The sequence below is a fragment of the Pseudoflavonifractor sp. An187 genome, assembly GCF_002160275.1.
Classification (GTDB): domain Bacteria; phylum Bacillota; class Clostridia; order Oscillospirales; family Oscillospiraceae; genus Enterenecus; species Enterenecus faecium.
The window spans coordinates 184,941-209,016 of the sequence record NZ_NFKG01000002.1; the positions used below are offsets into that span (position 1 = coordinate 184,941).

The window sequence follows — 24,076 nt, forward strand, 5'->3', positions numbered from 1 at the left end:
TTTATGGGCAAATGGTGCAGGAAATCCCACGGGCGGAGAGAACCTCCTTCACTTGGGCGGCCACCTGTTGGCGGCGAGGGGTGTCGGCATGGGTGAGCAGAACATGGTACTTATCAAGGGGCAGCCCTGCGGCATCCATGGTGTCTTGAATGCAATAGAGAACATCGGAGGTGTCCACGGTGTGTTGGGGATGTTCCGCCCAGTCCGGGCAGAGCTGGTAGCAGTGGACGCACTCGGTCACCGGGCGGTCCACCGCAGACAGCCCCGCCACCACCAGACACAGGTCCGTATCGGGCAAGATCACGGGTTCAAAGGAGCGGTGCAGCTTCAAGGGCAGCATTTTCGCCCCGTCTGCCTCGTACAGCACTAGTTGGGCTGTCTTACAGCCCAGCTCCAGAAGTTCCGGAGACAGCGCACGCAGCTTGCCTTCCTGAGAGGTACATCCGGCACAGGTGACCCCCGGCTTGGCCAATGCCTCCGTCAACTCTTGAGGTGTGGGGTCTATAAGAAGTCGATCACACACGGTGTCCGGGTAGGGGCGAATGCGGGTGGTGGTGGTCAGCAGCACCCGCCGCCGGCGGTGGGCTACAGCCAACCGCCCCAGGGCGGTGGTCTTGCCGCCTGCTCCGATGGCAGCCACAGAATGTATGGTTTCCAGAGAAATTGGCACGGTATATCCCTCCTGTTCCTGACTGTAATATCCAATTTATCAAAGCATAGTTGACCGGAAATTGCAAGAGGAATTGAGGGAAAAAGTACCATTGACCCGTAATAGGAGGCAATAAACGCCAGTATGGGAGAAACAGGACATAAATGGACACATATGGTGGGAGGACAGACAAGGTGCACAAAAATCGAAAATGAGATTGAAAAAAAGTGGGTAATGTGCTTTAATTTAGTAAAATATCAATGGAGGAACAGTGGAGCGGCCCACGGGCCGGACATAGGAAGCGGGGGAGTTTACCGTGGTGTGGCAAGACAGAGACAAGGGTGAGAGTGGCGTGCAGTTTCCGTACCGTTACCGGGTCATGCTGGTGGACGACGAGGAGGAAGTGCGGGAAGGCGTGCGAGAGAAAGTGGAGTGGAACCGCTGTGGCTTTGAGCTGGTGGCAGAGGCGTCCAACGGCCAAGAGGCCTGGGAGACCGCCAAAACGGTAGCCCCCGACGTGGTAATCACCGACATTCGTATGCCCTTTATGAGCGGGCTGGAGCTGTGCCACAACCTGCGCACCATGTTTCCTGATATCTGCCTGGTGATTCTCACCGGGTATGACGACTTTGACTACGCCAAACGGGCCATTCAGGAGAATGTGACCGAGTACATCTTAAAACCCGTGAATTTCGGGGAGTTTACCGCTCTCATGGGGCGAATTCGAGAGAAGCTGGACCAGCACCTGGCCAAGCAGTACGATTTGAAGCGGCTGAGAGAGCAGTACGAGATGAGTTTGCCTGCCATGCGGGAACAGCTGCTGGCCCGGCTGTTGGACAGCAGCGTCCAGGAGGAGTGGGCCCGGGAAAAGGCTCGGGAAATGCGCCTGACCATCATCGGAGAGAAGTGGACCATTGCCCTCATCCGCTACAACGGGGGAGACGGGGCCAGCAGGGAGCGGGAGCTACTGCCCCACATGGTGCGGCAGCGGGCGGAGAAGGAGCTGCCCCGGTACTGCCCGGTGATCTGCTTCCTCTACCAGGACTATGTGGCGGTGTTGGCTACCATCGAGCAGCAGCAGGACATGCTCCAGCTCATCAACGGCATGCGCCAGATCTGCCTGTCCGCCCAGCGATTCCTCCAGCTGGAGCTGGCGGTGGGCATCGGAAGCACTTGCACCGCCCTGTCCCAGCTGCGCCGATCTGCCATGGAGGCCAGAAATGCCTTGGATTATCAGACCATGGTGGGGGAGGAGCCGGTGGTGTACATCGGGGACATTGAGCCCCAGACCACCGAGGCCTCCGCTCTGGAGGGCTACTCCTTCCGGGAGCTTCTGGCCGCCATGCGCTTGGAGGACAATGACCAGATTGAGGAGACAGTGCGCAACTTTCTCTCGGTGCTGCGGGCCAAGAAAATGCCGGTGTCCCAGTACCGGCTGTCGGTGATGGAGCTGGCCACCGAGCTGCTGCGGGTTATCAAGACCTATGAGCTGGAGGACACCGACGATCTGTCCCAGCAGTTGGTGGAACTGACGTTACTAAAAAATCTCAACTCTCCCTGGGTCTTTGAGAGCCGCCTCATCCAGCTGTGCCAGCAGATCAGCCGCTCCATTGCGCAAAAGCGCAACAACGCCACCCAGTTGGTGGCGGAGGAGGCCAAGACTTACATTCAGAAGCACTACAGCAACCCGGCCCTGTCCCTGGAGTCGGTGTGCACCCATCTGCATTTGAGTGTCAGCCATTTTTCCACTCTGTTCAAGCAGGAGACGGGGTGCGGGTTTGTCAACTACCTCACCCAGGTGCGGCTGACCCAGGCGGCGTGGTTGCTGGACAACACGGACAGCGCGGTGGGGGAGATCGCCCAACAGGTGGGATACAGCGAACCGGCCTATTTCAGCTACGTGTTTAAAAAGCGGTACGGGGTCTCCCCCATGAAGTACCGCTATATGAAGGAGAAGGGTGAAGATGGGGAGGGTTAAGCAGGTACTGACCCACTGGCTGGAGGGGTTTCGCAGCAAGAACATCCAGTATACCATCGCTCTGGCCTTTACCGGCATCACCCTGGTGGCCATGACACTGGTGGGGATTGTGCTGTACACCGGCTTTTTCTCCTCGGCGGAGACCATGATGAAGGAGAACAACACCCGTCTGGTGGAACAGATTGGACTGAACCTGGACATGTACCTGAAAAACATGATGCGGGTGTCCGAGACGGCCTACTACCGGGTGATCAAAAAGCATGACCTGGCGGTGGATGACATTGGGGAGCAGATCGAGCTGCTGTACGACGCCAACAAGGACCTGCTGGTGAGCATTGTCATTCTGGACCCCGAGGGCAACGTGCTGACCAGTGCCCCGGCAGCCAAGGAGAAGGAGGCCCAGACGGCAAAAGATCAGGCGTGGTTCCGGGAGGCCCTGGACAAGATCGAGAACTTTCACTTCTCTCTGCCCCATGTGCAGAACCTGTTTGACGACCCGGACTGCCGGTACCGCTGGGTGGTGTCCCTGTCCCGAGCGGTGGAGCTGACGGAGAATGGACAGGTGGGCCAGGGCGTGCTGCTGTTGGACATCAACTTCTCCGGCATCGAGCAAATTTTCAACAACGCCGGCTACGGGGACTCCGGTTACGCCTACCTGGTGGGGGAGGACGGGGAGATGATCTACCACCCCCGCCAACAGCTGGTGTACTCCGACCTCTTTGAAGAGGACAGCCTGGCCTACGTGGGGGAGGAGGACGGCAACTACATCGGAAAGGTAAACGGGCAGGACTCGGTGATCACCGTCAAGACGGTGGGATACACCGGGTGGAAGATTGTCCGGGTGGCCCCCGTGGGCATCTATTCCGACGACGTGCTGTTTATCCAGCTGGCGGGCCTGATTGGTGTGGTGTGTCTGGCCATCCTCATCATCCTGGTCAACCAGTCGGTGTCTTCCCAGATTGCCCGCCCAGTGGAGGAGCTGCAAAAGTCGGTGGAGAAGCTGGAAAACGGAGACCTGGATACAGAGATCGCCATTGGTGGCTCCTATGAGATTCAACGGCTGGGCAGGACAGTGCAGTCCATGGCCCAGGAGATGAAAAAACTCATGGCGGATAAGGTGCGGTATAAAAACAAGTTCACCGTCACCTTTGACACCGACCCGGAGGTACTGGAGCTGTCCACGGTGACGGCGCTCGGATGGAATACTTCTATCAGGAACGGGAGGAGAAGCCGGACGAAGGGACAATGCAGCCCCTGGAGATATTGGCGCTGCACAACGTGGGCTTCTCCTATGCGGCGGAAAACGGGTGCGGAAAGTCCACCCTGGTGTCCCTTCTGGGCGGCATCTATCCGCCAGATCAGGGAGAAATTTTGGACGAGAGGGGAGCGGTGGTATCGCTCCAGCGGCTGCGCCGCAGTGTGGCCCTACAAGAACAGGACAGCGTCATCTTCACGGGGACCGTGTGGGACAATCTGTTCTTACCAGAGCACAAGCGGGGAGCTGCTGCCCAGCTCTTGGCAGACCTGGCCTTTGCCAAGCCCTTGGAATATGCCATTGCGGGGGATGGAAAGAATCTGTCCCCCGGGGAGCGGAAGAAAATTTTGCTCACCCGGGCTCTGCTGAAAGAGGCCCCCTTTCTCCTCCTGGACGAGCCGTTGAACCACCTGGACTCAGTGGCCCGGGAGGCGCTGGCGGACAGACTGGAGGAGCGGCGGGGAGGCCTCTTGCTGATTTCTCATGACCCGTGGTTGCCAGAGCGTCTGGGTCTGGAAAAACGCTGGATTTCTGCGGAATTATCTTGCTGAACCCATGCCACTCTGATACACTGAACTTGAACCCATAAGGTCTCGGATGGGGAGAGAATACAGGAATGGAGATGGTAGTATGAAGGTCATACCACGTAAGCTTGCGGCCCTATGTCCCCTGCTTCTCTTACTCTTGCTTACCCCCAAGGCCCATGCCAACATGGCTGCGCCTGCCAATCCAGATGTGGGGACCTCCATCACCTTTGAGAAAAATCAGGAGCTTGCAGTGACCTCGGAGGTGCTGGACATCACCGTGAAGGGGGCCAAGGCGGAGATCATGGCCACCTATACCATGGAGAACACCACGGACCAGCAGGTGGTGACCCCGTCCATGTTCCTCTCGCCCAACGTGGAGGCGGGGGATGCTACCGTCCTGGTGGATGGGCAGGAGGTACCGGTTGTGGTGGAGAGCTATGCCCTGGGGGATGTCACCCAGATCGACACCCAGGACTGGCAGTACGTGGTGCTGGACGGGGAAGCCGCCGATGTGGGCCAGGGACAGACCGTGGACACCATCCTTTTTGCCTTGGAGTTTGAACCCCGCCAGCAGTATGACGTTGTGGTCTCCTACACCTACCGACTGGGAGGATATCCAGACTATGACTACAATGTCAAGCGGGGCACCTTGGAGTATTACCTGCGGCCTGCGGCCCTGTGGAAGGATTTTTCCAACCTGACCATCAACCTCCACCTGGACGAGGACATGCCAGTGCTTCAGGACAGCAACCTGGAGTTTGAAAAGGTGGCGCCCCGTACCTATCAGTACGTCTCGGACACTTTGCCAGAGGAAAATCTGCGCATAGAGGTGGACCAGTCCTGGTGGCAGGAACTGTTGGGCTTCTTCCAAAACCCCTATCTGGCCGTGTATGCCATGTATTTTGTCCCGGTGATTGTGGTCATCGTGGTCTGCGTGGGAGGCGTGATTTGGATGGTGCGTTGGACGGCACGCCGCAACAAGCGACTCTAAAAGCGGTTGTGTGGGGTCAAATCCTGTGGTAGGATGAAAGTCAGAAATCACCTCATGCAAAGGAGAGAATCGTCATGTTAGAAGTGGGAAGCAAAGCCCCAGACTTTACCTTGAAAAATCAGGAGGGCCAAGAGGTCAGCCTGTCCCAGTTCGCAGGAAAGCGAGTGGTGCTGTATTTCTATCCCAGAGACAACACCCCCGGCTGCACCCGGCAGGCCTGTGGGTTTGCCCAGAACTATGAGGGCTTTACCCAGCGGGACGTGGTGGTCATCGGTGTTAGCAAGGACTCCGTGGCCTCTCACCTGAAATTTGCCCAGAAGTATGAGCTGCCCTTTGTGCTCCTCTCTGACCCCGACTTGGAGGCCATCCAGGCCTACGGTGTGTGGCAGGAGAAGAAGCTCTATGGCAAGGTGAGTATGGGAGTGGTGCGCACCACCTATGTCATCGACCCTCAGGGTGTCATTGAGAAGGTGATGCCCAAGGTGAAGCCAGACACCAACGCCGCCGAGATTTTGGCCTACCTGGACGGAGAGGTGTAACTGGCCATGCGAATCATCATTTCCCCCGCCAAGAAGATGCGGGAGGACACGGACAGTCTGGCCTGGCGCAACTTGCCCGCCCATCTGGAGCAGACTCAGCAGCTGTGCCAGGTGCTCCAAGGCATGTCCTACGACCAGCTGAAAAAGCTCTGGAAGTGCAACGACCAGATCGCCCAGCTGAATGTGGAACGGCTCAAAACCATGGACTTGCACCGCAACCTCACCCCAGCCATTCTCAGCTATGAGGGGATTCAGTATCGGTATATGGCTCCTGGCGTGTTCACCCAGGAGGAGCTGGAGTACGTGGAAGAGCATTTGCGTATCCTCTCCGGGTTTTACGGCCTGGTGCGCCCCTTTGACGGTGTGACGCCCTACCGCCTGGAGATGCAGGCCAAACTCCCAGTGGGCCAGGCCAAGGACCTGTACGCCTTCTGGGGCGACCATCTGGCCCGGGACCTGTGGGGAGAGACGGACTGCATCATCAATCTGGCTTCCAAGGAGTACAGCGTGTGCGTCTCCCGCTATGTGCCGCCCAACACCCGGTTTATCACCTGCGTGTTCGGAGAAGAGCAGGGGGGCAAAGTGGTGGAAAAGGGCACCATGTGTAAGATGGCCCGGGGAGAGATGGTGCGGTACATGGCCCAGCACCGGGTGGAGCGCCCGGAGGACCTCTGTGCCTTTGACCACTTGGACTACCGCGTTTCACCCCAACACTCCCAGGAGAATTTATACGTCTTTTTGAAAAACACATAACAGAAGGGCCTCCCGCCGTGGGAGACCCTTGTTCGTTGTTATTGGTAGCTCTGTGCCACGTTTTGCTCCACATCGTCGGTGGTGGAGGAGAGATCGGGGCTCTGTTGGGACTGTGCAGCCTGTTGAAGCCGCTGGACCCGATGCTGGACCGCCTGTGCGATGGCCTCGATGCGGTCAGCACCCACACAGCCTTGTGCCAGGGAGCCAGACAGGGTGTCCCGAACCAGCTCATCTAAGTCGGACAGCGCCTCAAAGTCCACCCAGTCCAGGGAGGACACCAGCTTCAGTTGCTGGTCGTGGTGGTTTTTGAAGGGCTTGCACACCACATCGTGGTCCATGGGAATCCGCTCCGCGGTTCGGTCGTAGCCCAGGGAGGTGCCGCTGTCAAAGATGGGGGCCATGCCCAGCCACTCCAGAGTTTCCGGGTTGCGCAGCAGGCCGAAGTTGTTCAGGTGGCGGTCCTCATTGGCTAGAAAATAGTCTACCACCAGCATTTGGTCCAGGGCGGGCACCACGTGGTCTACACCCAGGGCCTGACAACAGGAGATGAAGTGCTGATACACCGATTGGCTGTTGCTCTTTTTCTGCGTCTGCATCACCTGCCAGGCGGTGACCAGTTCGGTGTCTGGGGTGACAAAGTCCGTACACACCGAGTAGGGCTGGCCGTTGCTCCAGAGCAGACGGTACGGGACGTGGGGGATGTTCAGACGCTCCATAATGCCTGTGGCAATGACCTCGTTGAAGGGCTGCTGCTGGAAGGGGGCGCTGCCGCCTTTAATGAGACAGCGGGCTCCGTCCACGATCTTCCAGCACTTTCTCAGATACCCGTCGGTGGTATTGTCCGGGGAGCAGAAGTCAACCCCGGCGCTGGGTTTGGGCTGGCCGAAGAGTACGCTGCCCACGTCGTCGGAGAAGGGATTGTCGTAGAAGTTGATGGTGTCCCAGATGACCCCGGCGTCCTGAGGGCAAATCCAATAGTGATCGGAGAGACTCAGCCCATAGCTGCGCAGGGGCAACAGCTGCGGGCTGGACAGTCCCAGCGTCTCCAGGGCCTCCCGTATGCCGATGCGGGTGGTGGGGATGCAGCGGCTCGTCCACCACTGGTTCAGGGCGGCCCGGTCCACCTCTCCACTGGGGGCACAGGTGCCCACCGGGAGGTGTTCGGGTGTGTACACGGTGCTGATATGTCGAATCGACCCGGTGGCCTCGTCCAGTTCCAGCGCTGCCACTGCCAGCCGTTTGTGCATCAGGGTGCAAATCATGGGTAGTCCTCCCTTCATATTGAGTGTATTGTAACATATCCATAAAAACTCTGCAATAAAAAATGTGTTTCCGGTCAAAGTGAATAGAATAGACTGGAGGAGCGCTTGATTTCTGTGTCGGGATTGAGTACAATATAAAAATACTATCGAAGGAAAGAGGGAGTACTATGCTGGCCTATACCTATATCCGACAGGGGAAATTCGAACTGCTGGACAAACCCAAGCCGGTGCTGCTGGACGACCGGGACGCCATTGTGAAGGTGACTTTGGCCAGCATCTGCACCAGTGACCTGCACATCAAGCACGGCAGCGTGCCCCGTGCGGTACCCGGCATCACCGTGGGCCACGAGATGGTGGGGGTGGTGGAGCAGGTGGGCTCCGCGGTCACCACCGTAAAGCCCGGGGACCGGGTGACGGTGAATGTGGAGACCTTCTGCGGGGACTGCTTTTTCTGTCAGCACGGATGGGTCAACAACTGTACCGACCCAAACGGCGGCTGGGCCCTGGGGTGCCGCATCGACGGCGGACAGGCGGAGTATGTCCGGGTGCCCTATGCAGACCAGGGCTTGAATCAGATTCCAGACACCGTCACCGACTTACAGGCTCTGTTGGTGGGGGATGTGCTGGCCACGGGCTACTGGGCCGCACAGATTTCTGAAATCCAGGAAGAGGACACGGTTCTCATCTTGGGCGCTGGGCCCACGGGCCTGTGTACCCTCCAGTGTGTGACCCTGTACCACCCCAAACGCATCATTGTCTGCGACCTGGACGAGAGCCGACTGGCCTTTGTCCGCCAACACCACCCCGGCGTGCTGACCACAACGCCCAACGGGCTGAACGACTTTGTGGTGGCCCACAGCGATCACGGGGGCGCCGATGTGGTGCTGGAAGTGGCGGGGAGCGCGGAGACCTTCCGCATGGCCTGGGAGTGTGCCCGGCCCAACGCCATGGTCACTGTGGTGGCCCTCTATGACGGCCCCCAGACGTTGCCCCTTCCTGATATGTACGGGAAGAATCTGACCTTCAAGACCGGCGGCGTGAACGGCTGCAACTGTCCGGAGACCTTGCAGCTTATTGCCCGGGGGAAGTTGGACACCACGCCCCTGATTACCCATACTTATCCACTTTCTCAGATCGAGGAGGCCTATCAGCTGTTTGAGAACCGACAGGACGGAGTCATCAAGGTTGCCATTGAGATGGCGTGAGTATTGCGGTTCCACCATGGCGGGCGCAACCAGCGCCCGCCTCTATTTTGCCCTTGACATATATAGAACGCCTATATATAATTGGGTATATAGATAACCTATATAGGAGGGGCTTTATGGAACTGGACAAGAGCTTGGTCAGCGGCAGCATGGGACTGCTGGTGATGAAATTGCTGGAAGAAAAGGACATGTACGGCTATCAGATGATTGAAGAGCTGAAAAAACGCTCGGATGACACCTTCCATCTAAAAGCGGGCTCGTTGTATCCCCTGCTCCATGGACTGGAGGAGAAGGGCTGTGTCTGCGCCTATGAGCAGGATGCGGTGGCGGGGAAGCCCAGGCGGTACTATCACTTGACGGAGCAGGGACACCGAACCCTGCAAGAAAAAGAGGAGTCTTGGAATCAATACGCCCGTGCGGTGAATCAGGTGCTGAAAGGGGGAGCTAGTTGTGTGGCAGGGTAAGACCATCGACGGCTATTTGGAGGCTGTGGCAGAACAGATCAAGTGGAGGCGGGCCCGGCCTGTGGTGACTCAGGAGCTGCGACAGCACCTGGAGGACCAGCGGGATGCCTTTGCCGCGGAAGGGCAGGAAAACCCGGAGCAGCTGGCAGTGGAGGAGATGGGGGACCCCGTGGCCATTGGGGCCCAGCTGGATGGACTCCACCGCCCCAGACCCCAGTGGGGGCTGCTGATGGGTACCATCTTGCTGGCCTTGCTGGGTACGGTTCTCCAGCTGTGGCTCACGGCCACATGGGAGAATCCAAATCTGGACCTCAACCCGTTGAGAACAGAGGGGGTATTCGTTTTGGGGTGTGGGGCCCTTTTGCTGGGCTACTTTTTGGACGATGCCCGGCTGGCTCGCCACGGCAGAATCATCTATGCAGGTGCCCTGGTGGCTGGCGTGGTGGCGGCGGCTCTGTCCCCACAAACCTATGGGGCTGCCACCTATGCCCGATATGTCACCTTGTGCTACCCGGTGGTGTATGCGCTGTGGCTGTATACCTGCCGTAAAAAGGGCTGGTGGGGGTTGGTGTTGGCCTTAGGAGGCGGTGCCCCATTGGCGTGGATTTGCATGCGAGTCCCCCACATGCTTGGTTTGCTGCTCCTGTTGGTGAGTGGGTTTGCGCTTATGCTGGCGGCGGCTTGGAATGATTGGTTTGGCGTGGGTAAGCGGAAGGGCATGTTGCTGGTATTGACCTGTGGCGTGCTCTTTGCCGCCGTGGCGTGGATGGTTCTGTTTGGGTTCGGCTACGGTGTGCAGCGGCTGCAAGTGTTCCTTTACCCGGAGCAAGACCCCATGGGGATGGGGTACCAGGCTTGTACCATCCGAGACGTGTTGGATGCGTCCCGATGGCTGGGGGAGGGCACATGGAACAGCTCTCTGCCCTTTGAGAGGATGGTCCCGGGCTGTGAGGCGGACGCCTTTCTCACTACCATCATATATCGGCTGGGATGGGGGCCGTTTCTGGCCATTGTACTTCTCTTTGCAGGGCTGATGGCGTGGCTGTGGTGCCGCTGCCTCAAGCACAGAAGCCAGTTGGGGAAAGCCGTGATTCTGACGGTCCTGGTGGTTCTATGTGGTCAGGCCCTCTGTAGCGTGGCGTGGAACCTGGGGTATGCCCTGTATGCCTCGAACTTTCCGCTGATGGCGGGGAATTGGAACACCGTGGTCAATATGGGGCTGATTGGTTTGGCTTTATCCGTCCTGCGAGGGGAGAGTATCGCCGGTGACTATGACAGGGAGGAGAAGACCTGGCTGCCCCGGTATCGCCTGAACATTCATCTGGAAAAATGCTGAATGAGGAGGGGCTCTGCTTTGTGTGCAGGGCCCCTCTCTTTTGATTGCCAGCGGGAAAGAAGCGTGGTATGATAAGCCCATCCAAGGAGGAGGTGGCCCTATGCCCCTACAGATGGTACGCAATGATATTACTACCATGAAGGTGGATGCCATTGTCAACGCCGCCAAAAATAGCTTGCTGGGCGGGGGCGGCGTGGACGGAGCCATCCACCGCGCCGCCGGGCCGGAGCTGCTGGAGGAGTGCCGCACCCTGGGCGGCTGTCCTACGGGACAGGCTAAAATCACCAAGGGGTATCGCCTGCCCGCTCAATACGTGATTCACACGGTAGGCCCAATCTGGCGGGGTGGAGATTACGGGGAGCGGGAACTGCTGATTTCCGCCTACCGTTCCTCTCTGGAACTGGCGATGGAGTATGGCTGCCAGACGGTGGCTTTCCCCCTCATTTCCTCCGGGGCATACGGCTACCCCAAAGACCAGGCCCTCAAAGTGGCGGTGGACACCATTGGGGACTTTTTGCTCTGCCATGACATGACGGTCTACCTGGTGATTTTTGACCGGGCGGCCTATACCATCGGCGGCAAGCTCTTTTCCAACATCGCCGCCTACATTGACGACCACTATGTGGATGAGCATACCCAAAGCCACCGGGATATGTCCTGGGAAGCGGAACCCATGGAGGCCCAGCTGTGGTGCGCCTCCGCACCCCTGAGTCTGGACGAGGCCCTGGGCCAGCTGGACGAGAGCTTTTCCCAGATGCTGCTGCGGAAAATTGACGAGCGGGGCATCACCGACGCCCAATGCTATAAAAAGGCCAATATTGACCGCAAACTGTTCTCCAAGATTCGCTCAGACGTTCACTATAAGCCCTCCAAACCCACCGCCATGGCCTTTGCCATCGCCCTGGAGCTGCCTCTGGAGGAGGCCCGGGAACTGCTTCAAAAGGCCGGATTTGCCTTTTCCCATGCCAGCAAGTTTGACATCATCGTGGAGTATTTCATTGCCCATCAAAACTACAATATCTTTGAAATCAATGAGGCGCTGTTCGCCTTCGACCAGAGCCTGTTGGGAGGCTGATACCATGCCTCGTGCCGAAGTGACACAGATGCCTTGTTCCAGACTGTTCCACCGTTGAGAATATAATTGTCGCTTTCCAGGCGACCACATAGAAGGAAAATTCCCCCATCCTGTGTTTGTAAAATCACAACACAGAATAGGGGGATTTTTTATGAAAAAGAATTTGACTGAGTTGGTATTCATTCTGGACCGCAGCGGCTCCATGCAAGGGATGGAGGGGGACACCATCGGCGGCTTCAATGCCATGCTGGAAAAGCAGAAGCGGGAGCCCGGCCAGGCGTTTGTCTCCACCATTCTCTTTGATGACCGCACCCAAGTGCTCCACGACCGGGTACAGGTGGGGGAGGTCCGGCCCATCACCCGCAAGGAATACTACGTCCGGGGGTGTACCGCGCTGTTGGATGCGGTGGGCGGGGCCATCCATCATACTGGAAACATCCACAAGTATGCCCGCCCAGAGGATGTGCCGGAACACACCCTCTTTGTCATCACCACCGATGGCATGGAGAACGCCAGCCGCCGCTATTCCGCCCAGCAAGTCAAGAAGATGATTGAGCGGCAAAAGGAACGGTACAGTTGGGAGTTTCTCTTCCTGGGGGCCAACATCGACGCCGTGGAGGCGGCGGGGGAGCTGGGCATTGCCCCGGACCGAGCGGTGAACTACCACTGCGACAGCCAGGGCACCCAGCTCAACTACGAGGCCATCAGCCAGGCGGTGAGCGCCGTCCGGTGCAGTGCTCCCTTGGATGCCCACTGGAAGGACGCCATTGAGGCGAACTTCCGTCGGCGGCAGGGTGGACGCCGCTGAGGGGTTACATCTGCCCCTTCCAGACCCGGGCCAGAATGTCTTTGAGCACCAGTAGGGCGTCGGTGTGGTTGTAGTCGTAGTCCACCCGCAGTTGGGTGAGCATCTCCTGCAGGGCGGGGGCGTAGTCGTTGATACGTACCGTTTTGTGGTAGGTGGCCAACACTGGATATTTCTTGCTCCACACCTTGTTCCAGTCAATGCGGGCCTGGGCCTCGTCGCTGACGCTGTCGATCATCTGCTGGGCCTGCTGCTCGTCAAAGTCGTATTCGATGAGCTCGTCCAAGGTCATGTGGTAGAGCATGGCCAGTCCCTTGGACTGGCGAATATCAGGCAATGTCTCATTGGTCTCCCATTTGGAGATGGTCTGGCGGCTGACCCCCAGTTTTTCCGCTACATTTTCTTGGGTCAGCCCGCTCTTTTTCCGGGCGTGGTATAAACTGCTTCCCAAACTCATGGTGTATTCCTCCTGGTTTCCCGTGTCTTGTATGTCCAGTATACCGTTCTCACGAGAAAAAAGCTACCAAGGGAACCTGGAATGTTTGCCCGTTTTCCTGACAAAAAAGAAGCATGCCTTCCGACCCGTTTGGAAGGCATGCTCTGTTGATGTTAGCTTTTTACGCAAAACGCTTCTTTTTCATTAAATATAGGTAGGCCAGCAGGGACACAACACCGTCAAAGGCCATGCCAAAGCCGAACAGCAGCGCAATCCCGGTGAGGGAAGGGGTCCAGACTCCGGTGCAATAGAGGAGAAAGGCACCGCCATAATATAGCGCATTGGTGGCGATGGACTCAAACAGCATGTAATTGGCTTTGCCCAACGCATAGAAGATGGCATCAAACACATTCTGAAAGGCGTATACCATATAAAAGCCCAGCAACAGCAGCACCAAGCGGAACAGGGCGTCCGTGTCAGCATAGCCCAGAACGTACTGCATAAATGGTTTCCAGAGGGGGATGGAGCCCAGCCATATTACACAAATCACGCCTGTGAGAGCAAAGTAGGTACGTTGGCGCACCGGGCAAGATGCGGGATCGGAGGAAACTTCTTGTTTGATGACCTCTGCCAGCTGTGTCACCGGAAGCAGGAGCCAGCTCCAGATAAAGCTGTTTGCCACCCAATAGAGGCCCTGTTCCTGGACTACATTCACCATGCGCACAATCATCAGCATATAGGCCAGATTTCGTACAAAGGACTCCAGGCCGGAAAGGCCTCCTACTTTGAAAAACTCTTTCAGCCAGCCAAAAGAGATAGGTTCCCTGGCAAATAGTCGAACGCCTTCTCTGGACAGCATCGAAAGGGATACCATCAGCAGCAAGGTGTTGACGAGAAGATTGGAATATCCCACTCCATTGATACCCAAGTGGAGGGAGCAGGGCAGGGGAGAGATGAGCAAGGTATCCAGAACAACGCTCAAAACCAACCGGGATAGGGTCAGAAGATAGAGATATCTGGTTCGGCCCAGGGTGATCAGTGCCACCAGGGCAAAAGAACCCAGCATGCCCAGACCATTGGCCAAGCACTCCAGACGGATGTAGGATGCAGAGGCATCTACCATGCCGGGGTCCACCGCCATCCAGTGCAGCAAGGGGTGCACCAAGACGCACAGCGCCAGAGACATGACTGTATAGATGCAGGCGGTGACAAGTAGGCCACTTCGGACTCGGTTATGAAATTCAGTGGTCTCCTTTCCTGATTGGCCCAAAAAGTAGAACAGGGGGAGCAGCACAGCTTCTTGAATAACTTCATAAGCTAGATTCACCCACCCAAGCTGTCCTGCAATGGAATAGGCCCATGGGTCAGGCATTTGGCCTAAGAAATGGATGCGAACAGTGGTGTAAATGGCAGGACATAGGCCCATAACCAGCAAAGAGAGATAGAGACGGAAATCAAATGTGTGGGAAGAAAGCTGTTTTCTCATGGCGTCTCATGGGGGATCTCGATCTTCTCTACCTGAATGGTTCCGCCTTCGATCTCCGCCATCATCATGGTGATCTCCTGGTGGAACCGCCGAGGACCGCAGGAGCCGGGGTTGAGCCAGAGAAGGCCGTCCTTTTCCTCCTGTACATACTTGTGGGAGTGGCCGAATACCACCACATTCACCCCTGAGAGGTCCACTGGGACCTCTTTTTTGTTGTGGACCATGAAGAAGGTGATGCCCTCTAACGTGACGGTGAGGTCGTGGGGGATGTCTTCTGCCCACTCCTTGTCGTTGTTCCCCCGGACGATGTAGAGGGGGGCGTACTGTTGCAGCTGCTCCACAATGGCGGGCTTGTTGATGTCGCCGCCGTGGAGGATGGCATCTGCGGTTTTCAGGTGCTCCTCCACTTGGGGCCGCAGCAGGCCGTGGGTGTCGGAGAGGATGGCGAGTTTCATACCGATTCACCTCGCTGATAGGTCTCTTGAATGGCTCGATAGAATTGGCGGGCGTGCTTTAAATCCTCGGTGTCCGGGTGTCCTTTGGAGATACCGCCCACCAGCTTGAAGGGGCCGAAGGTGTCATAGCCTTTACAGGAAAACTCGCCTAGAACTGGGCAGCCTTTCTCCTGGGCAATCTCCGCCACCGCTTTTGCGCCGGTGCCTTTCGCCCCGCCGTAGGTATAGACGAAGAAGACCGGCTTGCCCTGGGGCAGATACTGACGGGCAAACTCCACCACGGCCTTTTGAAATTCAAAACCGTAGATGCCGGAGGCGAAGCCCACACAGTCATACTCCTCCAGTCGGACGAGCTGGCGAGTAGTCACGTCGATGAGGTCTACCTCGTCTTCCTCTGCCATGGCCTCCAATACCTTCAAGGTGTTTCCGTGGTGCCGGGAATAGTAGCAAATTGCAGTTTTCATCCATTGTTCGGTGGCCACGGTTCCTTCGTTTTCAAACATGGCGATCCCTCCTCACTCTGCGTCTTCGTCCAGGGCTTCCACCAGAAAACTCACCGGACGAAAGCCATCGTTGCAGGAGAGCATGGCGGACGTGGGATTCTTCATCCAGCCGTCATAGAAATTCTCTGCTCCATGGCTCAGGGCCAGGACAAAGGGGGAGAGGGTGTCCCAGGCGCTTTGGCAAAAGCCCTCTGGTTTTTCCCAGCCGTTGGCGAGGAAGACCTGTCCCACTTCCATGTCACAGGCGTGGGAGATGGGGTTCTCGTACTGAGCCATCAGGTCTGGGTATTGAGTGATGCGCATGACGGTAATCTTACACTTTTTCATATGATAATACCCTCGCAGTGGTCGATTTCGTGTTGGATGATCTGAGCGGTCCACCCAGTGAAGGTTTTCAGCCGTTCCTGGAACTTCTCGTTTTGCCAGCGCACTTTGATGGAGTTCCACCGTTTGGCGGGGCGGGTCCCAGTGAGGGAGAGGCAGCCTTCCACGGCGTCATATGGGCCGGACTTCTTGACGATCTCCGGGTTGAACATGACCATGTAGGTGCCCTCGTTGTCAAAGGCAATGATGCGCTTGTTGACGCCGATCATATTGGCGGCCATGCCCACGCAGCCCTCTTTGTGGTGCTCCAGGGTCTCCAGCAGGTCGGCGGCCACGGACTGGTCTTCCGCTGTGGCGGGCTCTGCCTTCTGGGCCAGAAAGGTCTCATCTTTGCAGATATCTCGTATCATAGTTGGTTTGCTCCCTTCATTTACCCCAGCTCAGGACTGCGTGGAGGGTGGCCTCTGTGGCCGCTGGGAAATTCCTCTGTACTTGCTGATAAATCAGCTGTCTGGATTGGCTGGGTTCCTGATTATAGGCAGAGGAGATATGCTCATAGCCCCAGAGAGCCTCCGGCGTGGTGTAGACCGAGACAGGCCATCCATAGGGCTGGCCCTTTTTGTTCAGGCGACGACGGAAATCCCGAATCAGCAGATACCCGTACATCTGAAGATCGGTGACTGTGCCCTCAAAGTTCTTCTCGCCGCCTTTACCGAATCCAGCCAGGAGTTTGAGTTCAAAGGAGAACAGCTCCTCCTGGGTGGCAAACTGGTCCATGATGCGCTTCTGGCGCAGGCTGGCCAGTTCCTCGTCCCACCGGCTGTCAAAGTCGTAGCCGTCCCGCCGCCAGTTGGCGAAGTGGGGGAACCAGGTCTTAGAGATGAATCCGGCCTTTTTGCCGAAGAATTTGCCGTAGGCCACACGGCCACTGCGGGCGATGAACTTCCGCCACTCCCAGGGGTCTTGCTCCGGGTCACCACTCCACCAGTAGAGGTTGGAGGTGTGCTCTTCCACCGAGAACCCGTCAATTTCATTTTTAAATAGGGGGAGAAAACCCACCTCGTCCACCCAGTCTATGAGCTCTTGCCAGCTGCAGATGCGGTAGGGGTTATCCCAATCCAGTCCCCGCATGATCCATTCCCCGTTCTCCAAGGCCATGGCAGATACCTCCTTTTGTCCTCATTGTCACGGCCATTATAGCATACAGAAGGCGAAAATGCTATGAAAGTAACTTCCATGCCAGAAGGTAGAAACGTGAGGCCACTGCAACAGGAGTTGCGGTAGACTCACATTTTAAGAATGCAAGTGCCTTTGCAGAGGGCTTGTTATTGGATGCGAAAACCATTGGAAGTCTTTCCAAAAACATATTCCATTTTTTTCTCATAGGTAGGGAATTCCAGTCGCTCATATCCGGCCTCTTCGTGGAAGGATATGACGTGGTTTGACCAGTGAATCCAGAGTAGTTGCGTGTTTTTTGTGCCTATGCCGTCGTCCATACGGGTGTTCATCCTACTTTCTATGTTTTGTGGGAGTTGCAAAAAGAGCCTCACAATTCTGTGCGGCCCTCAGGGTGAAAATATGAGAGAATGGTACATGGGAGCCGGTGTAACAACCGGCTCCCATGTACGTATAGAGGGGGGACATCTCAGAATGTGCGATCTCCGGTTACGGAGATATTCTACCATTCGGGTGAAGCGGATACCATGACAGATACCGCAAATTAAAGCGGTCTATTTCCCCTGTGATAGAAAATTTGCCCCGTTAATTCTTTGACTTGTCCAGCCGCTCCTTGCACATGTGGTATTGTTGGGCGTCAATGGCGCCAGTGGCCAGCATCTGCTCTGCCCAGAGCTGGAGGGTTTCAACCGTGATAGAAATGCGCTCCAACTCCTGTTGAATGAAGATGAAGTCGGTCAGCTCGTCATCGCTGATCATACCGTCTGCGGTGATCTCAATCAAACGGTCCTTCCGCTTATTCATGGAGTTGAGAGAGGCCAGCATCTCCAAAACGATCTGGGATAGCTCCTTGACCTTTACTTCTGGCACATATTGCTGCCCGATGGGGCATTGATTGGCACAGTAATAGTTGCAGAGGTTGGGCTGCTTGTACTGTCTGGCCATAATCAGCACTTCATCCGGATGGGGGTAACAGCGCTCGTTTTCAATCCGCTCAATGCGTTCCGGTGCAATGGACTCCAGCAATTCGCTTGCCGCTTCTCGGGTGAGGTGCAACGCCTCCCGGGTCTTGTGGTAAATATTTTTATTTTCTTTTGTGGATACTCTCGCCATGATTGTAATCCCACCTTTATGATGTGTCTTATGGCCATTATACGGTGTTTTGAAGAGAAAGACAATTCCTTTTCAGAAAGGGAGCGTGGAAAGTACGTTCAAAAGTCCAGTGGCAAAGGCTCTGTGGCCTTCCTGGGTAAAATGAACGCCGTCATAAGAAAGGGGAATATTCCAGTCTCCGGCGTTGGCAAAGTGGATACCAAGTCGCTGGGCCAGTGCGGTACAGTTTTGGGCAAAGGTGTGGGAGTGGTCAATGAGTTGCTGGTTGGGCACCCATTCTCCCAGGGCCATGGGCGGCGGGGCGATGAGCAATATTTGTTTGGGAGAAAGCGGTATTTTATGAAGAAAACGTTCCAGTTTTGCCGCTGCCATTTCTGGGCTGAGGCCTTGGAGCAGGTCGTTGGTGCCCAACATGAGAATCAGTAGATCGGTGTCAGACGGAAGGGCAGGGAGAGCCGTGGGGATCTCTCGGCCATTTTGCCCCAAGTTGTACACAGTCCAGCCGGTTTCCGCAGCCAGAATATCCACCCAGCGGTGATCTGGGTCATACCGTCCACCCAGAAAGGAGCGGGGGTCATAGCCGTAGGTATTGGAGTCGCCAAAGCAGGTGACGTTCATGGTCTTCCTCCTTGTATCCATACAGGATTGATTGTCCTTTATTATATAGGTACCTGGGAAGAGCGGCAAGAGAAGATAGCTGCTTTTCTTTCCTGTTGCTATGTGCTATATTGAAAATGACAGAAATAATTTGCATCACGGTAAGCAGCGCAAATCCAGGAGGTGACTTATGAGTCAATACAGAGGAGAGATACTGGGCTCTGAGGTCGTGATAGATTTGGAGCACACCAAAGAGTGGTACAGCCAGTCGGAAGAGTGGCCGTGTACATGTGGTCATTGCCGCAATTTTTTGGCGTTGGCAAAACAGAGGCTTCTTCTGCCTTCGATGATGGAACTGCTGGACAAATTCTCCATTGTGCCGGAGAAAGCCACCTATGTGTGTGAACTGGACCACAATGATAAAGGCCATTTGTATGAGATTAGTTATCGCGTTGCAGGTCGAAAGCTTGAAAAAGAACGGGAAGATCTTGTGGAGTATTCCTGGGGAGGGGGCGGGTGTGGCCACAACCCGTACCCATATGGAGCTCCGGGATTTCCAGAGCCCCATTTTGACCTGGAGTTTTTCGTGACGTTGCCGTGGGTATTGGACGAACCGGACGAATAAATGGAGGGTGTGAAATGAGATTGCGCTGAATAGGTAACATCCAAAAACGAAAAACTGGAGGTTACTGATATGGAAATCAGAGAATACCGAACCTACAACGAACAGGAAATTCTGCCCCTGTATACCAGCGTAGGCTGGACGGCCTACACCGATGCCCCGGACACATTGCGGCAGGGATTTGAACACTCTCTTTTGACCCTTGCGGCATATGAAAATGGGCAGCTTGTGGGGCTGATTCGTACTGTGGGAGACGGATACACCATCGTGTTTGTACAGGATATTTTGGTGTTCCCGGAGCATCAGAGAAAAGGAATTGGAGCGGCGTTACTGCAAGCGGTGTTGGACCGCTTTGGCCATGTGCGGCAGATGGAACTGGCCACAGATGACACGCCCAAAACCATAGCCTTTTATAAATCCTTGGGCTTTTCGCCAATGTCTGAGATAGGATGCTGCGGATTTATGCGGTTGCTGCCATGCGGAACAGAGTGAAACCACAAAAATTTGGAATCTGATAATTCCGGCCTGACAAAACAGAGGGGACTGGGTATGATAAATCCCAGTGTACCGATGGTAAATCAAGGAGTTAGGGACAGCTCACAGCTGATGGCTGACGACTATGCCAGACCAGAGGGACAAAATATTTTGATTGAGTAAGGAGCTAACACCTATGAAGAAGCTGTTTATGGAGCCGGAAGTGAAGATTACCAAGTTTGAGGACGAGGACCTGATGCGCACGTCTAGTGTGACTGTTGGTCCTGATGAAGGTGTGCCTGATTATGGGGAAGAATTCGAATGAGAAGATTTGGCTCATTGGTAGGAGGCTTGCTGGCCCTTCTGTGCCTGACGGCCTGCACAAGTCCTCAGCCCCAGGAGCAGAGCACCAGCCCTGAGGTGGTCCAGACCCAGGAGGTCAGCCCCAAAGTGGAGAACACCCAAGCACCTGAAGCCACCCAGACTCCTGAGGTGACCGACGAGGAGACCACGCCTTCCGAGGAGACAGAGGGCACCGACATTCCCGACGAAAGCGTGGAGTTTGGGGATTGATTTTATGATTGTATGATCTGAAAATACAGCTGGAATTTATGGAAAATCCTACTTGACGGATTGGATTAAAGTGGTTATGATAAGTTGCGGCCATCCGGGGAGGTCGTGCATAAAGCTTTGTGTTCCTTGGAATGGCACGCGATATGGTAAAAAGCTAGAGGAAGCGTATCTCCAGGAGCGGTTGGAGCAGATGGAATTGTGTGAGTTCCGCCGAAATGTGGAACAGATTGCGGAATACTGGTTTGCACCTCATGAGAAGAAGATGGAGCTGACAGACGGAGCCCAAGAGATGGCCAATGGAATGCTGGGGTCTGCGGTGTATGGAACTAGATGGAAGTTGGAGGAGAATCTAATCAACAAGCATCGCGCAGGACTCGGCAGCGTGGAGCAGGCAGGCCTTCGTTATCTGTGGCACTGTATCTTCCTGCCCCGGAAGAACATGGAGGGCATGTATCCCATTTTGCGGCGACATCCGGCGCTGCTCCCAGCCTGCTGGCTGGTGCGAGGCGGGCGTATGGTATTTGCCACTCCGGGGCGCTCCATGAAACATTGCCGTGCCATCTGGCGGACGGTACAGCGGGTAAAGAAAAAGGAACAGACAGAGAAGAAAAACAGAAGATAACTGGAAGGGGAGAGCCGTCTGAGATCAGACGGCTCTCTCATACCAAGATTCCAATGTCCAGGAAGGGGGACAAGCAGATGAAGCAGACAACCGGAGAGACCTGGACCACCGTGATCTCTTCCCGGGGGGACCACTGGTGGAACGGTATGGGAGAGGTGTGGGAGTACCGCACCCTCATCAAAACCCTGGTGATGCGAAATCTAAAGACCATGTATGCCCAGACGGTGCTGGGGCCCATCTGGCTGGTGATCTCGGCGGTGCTGTCCAGCTCGGTGATGACCCTGGTGTTTGGCACCATTGCGGGGATATCCACCGACGGCATTCCACAGTTTCTCTTTTATCTGTCCGGCAACATCCTGTGGATGAACTTTTCCGGATGTGTCACAGGCTGTGCAGACTCGCTGCTCAACCACGCGGGACTGATGGGGAAGGTTTACTTTCCTCGCCTGTGCGCCCCCATTTCGGTGGTGCTCTCCAGACAGTTTCAATTTCTGGTTCAGACCTGCATTTTCTTTCTGGTCTATGGCGTGCTGCTGAGGCAGGGGGGAGGCTGGGGCCCCACCTGGTGGGTACTGGCCACCCCGCTGCTGGTGATTCAGCTGCTGGCCCTGGCCACTGGAACAGGCCTTATTTTGGCTTCCGCCACCGTGCGCTATCGGGACATCCGTGTACTGGTCTCCTTTGGCCTGCAAATCTGGATGTATGCTACTCCGGTGGTATACCCAGCTTCTCAAATTCAGGCGCAGTGGCGCTGGCTGTACCTGCTCAACCCGATGGCACCCGTGGTAGAGTGCTTCCGTGGCGCTTGGTTTGGCACAGGGACAGCTTCTTTGAGCGCCATTTGTATCAGCGTGGGAATGACGGTGCTCATTTTAGTGCTGGGACTGTGGATGTTCCACCGGGCACAGCGGAAATTTATTGACACCATCTGAGGGAGGTGGACACCATGGCAGAGACGGTTTTACGCCTGGAGGGCGTGGGAAAAACCTACCGGCTGGGCAAGACCAGCGGAGCGGCCACTATTCAGGGGCGCTGGCAGGCTTGGCGCAAGGGAGAAGGGGGAGGCGCTCCCACCTCCTTTCAGGCCTTGCAGGATATCAATTTAGACATTTACAAAGGGGAGCGCGTGGCGCTTTTGGGCCGCAACGGGGCGGGGAAATCCACCCTGCTCAAGCTGCTGGCCCGCATTACCGCCCCCACTGAGGGGACCATATACATCAACGGGAAAATCTCCAGTATGCTGGAGGTGGGGACGGGCTTTCACCGGGAACTCACCGGCCGGGAGAATATCTTTCTCAGTGGTGCGATTCTGGGAATGAAGCCCCAGGAGATTCAGGAAAAACTGCCGGAAATTTTGGCTTTTTCCCAGTGTGAGACCTTCCTGGATACCCCCGTGAAACGGTATTCCTCCGGCATGTATCTCCGGCTGGGATTTACGGTCACCGCTCATTTAGATGCAGATATTTTTCTCATGGACGAGGTGCTGGCAGTGGGAGACATGGCATTTCAGAAGAAATGCCTAGACAAAATGCGGGAGATCTCCCAGCAGCAGGGGAAAACTATCCTCTATGTCAGCCACAACATGGATACTGTGCGCAGCTTGTGTGACCGCTGTATCGTGCTGGACGGCGGACAGGTGGTGTACGACGGCGACGTGGAACAGGGGATTGACCACTATATGATGCAGCGCCTGACGGTACAAGACAGCTATGATTTCACCGATGTGCCCCGGAAGGGAACGGCGCAGCTGATGCGGATGCAGCGGGCACAAGTGAGCCAGAAGGACCATTGGCTCAACCTCCAGTTGGATTTGAGCAGCAAAGAGCCGAGAAAGGGGCTGCATCTTCGGCTGACCGTGGCCAATGCCCGGGGAACACCGGTGGCCACGGCGGTATCTCAGCCGTTTGCCAGTGATGGAACGGCGGAACAGAGGCTCACCCTGACGCTGGACACGGATGCCCTAGTGTCTGGCACATACAGCGCCGATCTGGCGGTGGTGGAGCCTGTGGGAGACAAGCAGCAGCGCCATGATTTTCTGGAACACGCCATTGCATTTACCCTGGAGAAAGAGGAACTGCCCTATCGGGTGCAGTGGCCGCAGCAGACCTGGGGCAGTGTGCGCCTTCCGGTTATGAGAGTGGAGCATGGAGCGTAAGCTCTGTGTATCAAGAGAGAAAAGGGGGAATTGTTGTGCATGCACTGAGCATTCAACATGTCAACTACACGTATCAGACACAGTATCAGAAGGTAGAGGCCCTGCGAGATATCTCGGCGGACTTTGACGCCGGAAAGGTATACGCCATCGTGGGCAAGTCGGGCAGTGGTAAGACCACCCTACTCTCCCTAATGGCTGGGTTGGATTTGCCCACCCAGGGAGAGGTGCTCTGCCACGATGTGGCCACCAGTCAGATGCAGTTGGAGATGTACCGCCGGGAGAAGGTGGCGGTGATCTACCAAAATTTCCGGCTGTTTCCCCTGCTCACCGTGGCGGAAAACGTGATGTACCCCATGGAGCTGCGGGGGATGAGCCCCAAAGAGGCGCTGGGAAAGGCGAAAGCCTTGATTGAGCGGGTGGGACTGCCTGCCACGGTATTGGACCGCTATCCCACCATGCTGTCCGGCGGCGAGCAGCAGCGGGTGGCCATTGCCCGTGCCCTGGGGATGGAGACGAAGATCATGCTGGCCGATGAGCCCACCGGAAACCTGGATACCGCAAACGGTGAGAACATTTTCTCGATTCTGCAATCGCTCGCCCATGAAGATGGATATTGTGTCATCATTGTCACCCATGATCGCACCTTGGCCCAGAAGGCTGACGACGTCCTGGAGTTGCGGGACGGTCAGGTGGTGGGCTGA

At 56.1% G+C, this 24,076-nt stretch carries 31 protein-coding genes; 19 read left to right on the forward strand and 12 right to left on the reverse strand.

What is annotated here, in order from left to right; translation table 11 throughout:
• Nucleotide 1: 1 nt before the first annotated feature.
• Nucleotides 2-670 (reverse strand): selenium cofactor biosynthesis protein YqeC, encoded by a 669-nt coding sequence (yqeC, locus tag B5F22_RS02440; RefSeq protein ID WP_087390416.1) that lies wholly within the window; start codon nucleotides 668-670, stop codon nucleotides 2-4.
• A 331-nt stretch (nucleotides 671-1,001) separates the two neighbouring features.
• On the opposite strand from yqeC, the gene B5F22_RS02445 reads away from it, so the two are divergent.
• The 6 genes from B5F22_RS02445 to yaaA all read left to right on the forward strand — a co-directional run bounded on the left by B5F22_RS02445 (nucleotide 1,002) and on the right by yaaA (nucleotide 6,692).
• Nucleotides 1,002-2,627, forward strand: a complete 1,626-nt coding sequence (locus tag B5F22_RS02445) for a response regulator (RefSeq protein ID WP_143482160.1) — start codon at nucleotides 1,002-1,004, stop codon at nucleotides 2,625-2,627.
• Nucleotides 2,614-4,251 (forward strand): cache domain-containing protein, encoded by a 1,638-nt coding sequence (locus tag B5F22_RS02450; RefSeq protein ID WP_087390422.1) that lies wholly within the window; start codon nucleotides 2,614-2,616, stop codon nucleotides 4,249-4,251. The genes B5F22_RS02445 and B5F22_RS02450 overlap by 14 nt, the downstream gene beginning before the upstream one ends.
• Entirely contained in the window at nucleotides 4,230-4,433 is a 204-nt protein-coding gene (locus tag B5F22_RS12415; protein ID WP_204210506.1) for a hypothetical protein, read from the forward strand. Before B5F22_RS02450 ends, B5F22_RS12415 begins: the two co-directional genes overlap by 22 nt.
• A gap of 79 nt (nucleotides 4,434-4,512) precedes the next feature.
• The gene (locus B5F22_RS02460) at nucleotides 4,513-5,400 is read left to right on the forward strand and encodes a hypothetical protein (protein WP_087390425.1); all 888 of its coding nucleotides are present in this window, start codon (nucleotides 4,513-4,515) and stop codon (nucleotides 5,398-5,400) included.
• 74 nt (nucleotides 5,401-5,474) lie between these two features.
• Entirely contained in the window at nucleotides 5,475-5,939 is a 465-nt protein-coding gene (gene bcp / locus B5F22_RS02465) for a thioredoxin-dependent thiol peroxidase (RefSeq protein ID WP_087390427.1), read from the forward strand.
• Between the two features lie 6 nt (nucleotides 5,940-5,945).
• Nucleotides 5,946-6,692 carry a peroxide stress protein YaaA gene (gene yaaA / locus B5F22_RS02470; protein WP_087390430.1) on the forward strand — a complete coding sequence of 249 codons (747 nt, stop codon included), beginning with the start codon at nucleotides 5,946-5,948 and terminating at the stop codon, nucleotides 6,690-6,692.
• A gap of 38 nt (nucleotides 6,693-6,730) precedes the next feature.
• On the opposite strand, the gene B5F22_RS02475 is transcribed toward yaaA, so the two are convergent.
• Nucleotides 6,731-7,954 carry a HipA domain-containing protein gene (locus B5F22_RS02475; RefSeq protein ID WP_242955039.1) on the reverse strand — a complete coding sequence of 408 codons (1,224 nt, stop codon included), beginning with the start codon at nucleotides 7,952-7,954 and terminating at the stop codon, nucleotides 6,731-6,733.
• Between the two features lie 167 nt (nucleotides 7,955-8,121).
• Between B5F22_RS02475 and B5F22_RS02480 the strand changes: the two genes are divergently transcribed.
• The 5 genes from B5F22_RS02480 to B5F22_RS02500 all read left to right on the forward strand — a co-directional run bounded on the left by B5F22_RS02480 (nucleotide 8,122) and on the right by B5F22_RS02500 (nucleotide 12,842).
• Complete coding sequence (locus B5F22_RS02480) at nucleotides 8,122-9,159, forward strand: alcohol dehydrogenase (protein WP_087390433.1); 1,038 nt, start codon at nucleotides 8,122-8,124, stop codon at nucleotides 9,157-9,159.
• Nucleotides 9,160-9,275: 116 nt separating this feature from the next.
• Entirely contained in the window at nucleotides 9,276-9,623 is a 348-nt protein-coding gene (locus B5F22_RS02485; RefSeq protein ID WP_087390436.1) for a PadR family transcriptional regulator, read from the forward strand.
• Entirely contained in the window at nucleotides 9,610-10,959 is a 1,350-nt protein-coding gene (locus tag B5F22_RS02490; protein WP_087390439.1) for a permease prefix domain 1-containing protein, read from the forward strand. Before B5F22_RS02485 ends, B5F22_RS02490 begins: the two co-directional genes overlap by 14 nt.
• A 100-nt stretch (nucleotides 10,960-11,059) precedes the next feature.
• The gene (locus B5F22_RS02495; protein WP_087390442.1) at nucleotides 11,060-12,034 is read left to right on the forward strand and encodes an O-acetyl-ADP-ribose deacetylase; all 975 of its coding nucleotides are present in this window, start codon (nucleotides 11,060-11,062) and stop codon (nucleotides 12,032-12,034) included.
• 151 nt (nucleotides 12,035-12,185) lie between these two features.
• The gene (locus B5F22_RS02500) at nucleotides 12,186-12,842 is read left to right on the forward strand and encodes a VWA domain-containing protein (RefSeq protein WP_087390445.1); all 657 of its coding nucleotides are present in this window, start codon (nucleotides 12,186-12,188) and stop codon (nucleotides 12,840-12,842) included.
• Nucleotides 12,843-12,846: 4 nt separating this feature from the next.
• Here the strand turns inward: B5F22_RS02500 and B5F22_RS02505 are convergent, their stop codons facing one another.
• The 10 genes from B5F22_RS02505 to B5F22_RS02545 all read right to left on the reverse strand — a co-directional run bounded on the left by B5F22_RS02505 (nucleotide 12,847) and on the right by B5F22_RS02545 (nucleotide 18,950).
• On the reverse strand, nucleotides 12,847-13,296 hold the full coding sequence (locus tag B5F22_RS02505; RefSeq protein WP_087390448.1) for a helix-turn-helix transcriptional regulator: 450 nt from the start codon (nucleotides 13,294-13,296) through the stop codon (nucleotides 12,847-12,849).
• A gap of 160 nt (nucleotides 13,297-13,456) precedes the next feature.
• The gene (locus B5F22_RS02510; protein WP_343223916.1) at nucleotides 13,457-14,761 is read right to left on the reverse strand and encodes an MATE family Na+-driven efflux transporter; all 1,305 of its coding nucleotides are present in this window, start codon (nucleotides 14,759-14,761) and stop codon (nucleotides 13,457-13,459) included.
• Nucleotides 14,758-15,216: a metallophosphoesterase family protein gene (locus B5F22_RS02515; protein ID WP_087390451.1), complete on the reverse strand. Its 459-nt coding sequence runs from the start codon at nucleotides 15,214-15,216 to the stop codon at nucleotides 14,758-14,760. The genes B5F22_RS02510 and B5F22_RS02515 overlap by 4 nt, the downstream gene beginning before the upstream one ends.
• A complete protein-coding gene (locus B5F22_RS02520; RefSeq protein WP_343223917.1) occupies nucleotides 15,213-15,719 on the reverse strand; it encodes a flavodoxin family protein in 507 nt (168 codons plus the stop codon). Before B5F22_RS02520 ends, B5F22_RS02515 begins: the two co-directional genes overlap by 4 nt.
• Nucleotides 15,720-15,731: 12 nt before the next feature.
• On the reverse strand, nucleotides 15,732-16,046 hold the full coding sequence (locus tag B5F22_RS02525; protein WP_087390455.1) for a TIGR04076 family protein: 315 nt from the start codon (nucleotides 16,044-16,046) through the stop codon (nucleotides 15,732-15,734).
• Nucleotides 16,043-16,453, reverse strand: a complete 411-nt coding sequence (locus tag B5F22_RS02530; RefSeq protein WP_087390457.1) for a peptide deformylase — start codon at nucleotides 16,451-16,453, stop codon at nucleotides 16,043-16,045. The genes B5F22_RS02525 and B5F22_RS02530 overlap by 4 nt, the downstream gene beginning before the upstream one ends.
• Nucleotides 16,454-16,469: 16 nt before the next feature.
• A complete protein-coding gene (locus tag B5F22_RS02535; protein WP_087390459.1) occupies nucleotides 16,470-17,201 on the reverse strand; it encodes a hypothetical protein in 732 nt (243 codons plus the stop codon).
• Nucleotides 17,202-17,368: 167 nt separating this feature from the next.
• Nucleotides 17,369-17,539, reverse strand: coding sequence for a hypothetical protein (locus tag B5F22_RS12225; protein WP_158096586.1), 171 nt, complete (start codon nucleotides 17,537-17,539; stop codon nucleotides 17,369-17,371).
• A 265-nt stretch (nucleotides 17,540-17,804) separates the two neighbouring features.
• A complete protein-coding gene (locus B5F22_RS02540) occupies nucleotides 17,805-18,332 on the reverse strand; it encodes an XRE family transcriptional regulator (protein ID WP_087228696.1) in 528 nt (175 codons plus the stop codon).
• Between the two features lie 72 nt (nucleotides 18,333-18,404).
• Nucleotides 18,405-18,950, reverse strand: a complete 546-nt coding sequence (locus B5F22_RS02545) for a GDSL-type esterase/lipase family protein (protein WP_087390464.1) — start codon at nucleotides 18,948-18,950, stop codon at nucleotides 18,405-18,407.
• A 169-nt stretch (nucleotides 18,951-19,119) separates the two neighbouring features.
• Here B5F22_RS02545 and B5F22_RS02550 point away from each other — a divergent pair, with 169 nt between their 5' ends.
• The 8 genes from B5F22_RS02550 to B5F22_RS02575 all read left to right on the forward strand — a co-directional run bounded on the left by B5F22_RS02550 (nucleotide 19,120) and on the right by B5F22_RS02575 (nucleotide 24,076).
• Nucleotides 19,120-19,554, forward strand: a complete 435-nt coding sequence (locus B5F22_RS02550) for a hypothetical protein (protein WP_087390468.1) — start codon at nucleotides 19,120-19,122, stop codon at nucleotides 19,552-19,554.
• A 69-nt stretch (nucleotides 19,555-19,623) separates the two neighbouring features.
• Nucleotides 19,624-20,043, forward strand: coding sequence for a GNAT family N-acetyltransferase (locus B5F22_RS02555; protein WP_087390473.1), 420 nt, complete (start codon nucleotides 19,624-19,626; stop codon nucleotides 20,041-20,043).
• A gap of 178 nt (nucleotides 20,044-20,221) precedes the next feature.
• A complete protein-coding gene (locus tag B5F22_RS12725; RefSeq protein ID WP_275532470.1) occupies nucleotides 20,222-20,350 on the forward strand; it encodes a hypothetical protein in 129 nt (42 codons plus the stop codon).
• Nucleotides 20,351-20,376: 26 nt separating this feature from the next.
• Nucleotides 20,377-20,598: a hypothetical protein gene (locus B5F22_RS02560; RefSeq protein ID WP_087390478.1), complete on the forward strand. Its 222-nt coding sequence runs from the start codon at nucleotides 20,377-20,379 to the stop codon at nucleotides 20,596-20,598.
• Nucleotides 20,599-20,815: 217 nt separating this feature from the next.
• Nucleotides 20,816-21,220, forward strand: a complete 405-nt coding sequence (locus tag B5F22_RS12230; protein WP_204210492.1) for a hypothetical protein — start codon at nucleotides 20,816-20,818, stop codon at nucleotides 21,218-21,220.
• 77 nt (nucleotides 21,221-21,297) lie between these two features.
• Nucleotides 21,298-22,152: an ABC transporter permease gene (locus B5F22_RS02565; RefSeq protein ID WP_158096588.1), complete on the forward strand. Its 855-nt coding sequence runs from the start codon at nucleotides 21,298-21,300 to the stop codon at nucleotides 22,150-22,152.
• Nucleotides 22,153-22,166: 14 nt separating this feature from the next.
• Nucleotides 22,167-23,375, forward strand: a complete 1,209-nt coding sequence (locus B5F22_RS02570; RefSeq protein WP_087390483.1) for an ABC transporter ATP-binding protein — start codon at nucleotides 22,167-22,169, stop codon at nucleotides 23,373-23,375.
• 35 nt (nucleotides 23,376-23,410) lie between these two features.
• Complete coding sequence (locus B5F22_RS02575) at nucleotides 23,411-24,076, forward strand: ABC transporter ATP-binding protein (RefSeq protein ID WP_087390487.1); 666 nt, start codon at nucleotides 23,411-23,413, stop codon at nucleotides 24,074-24,076.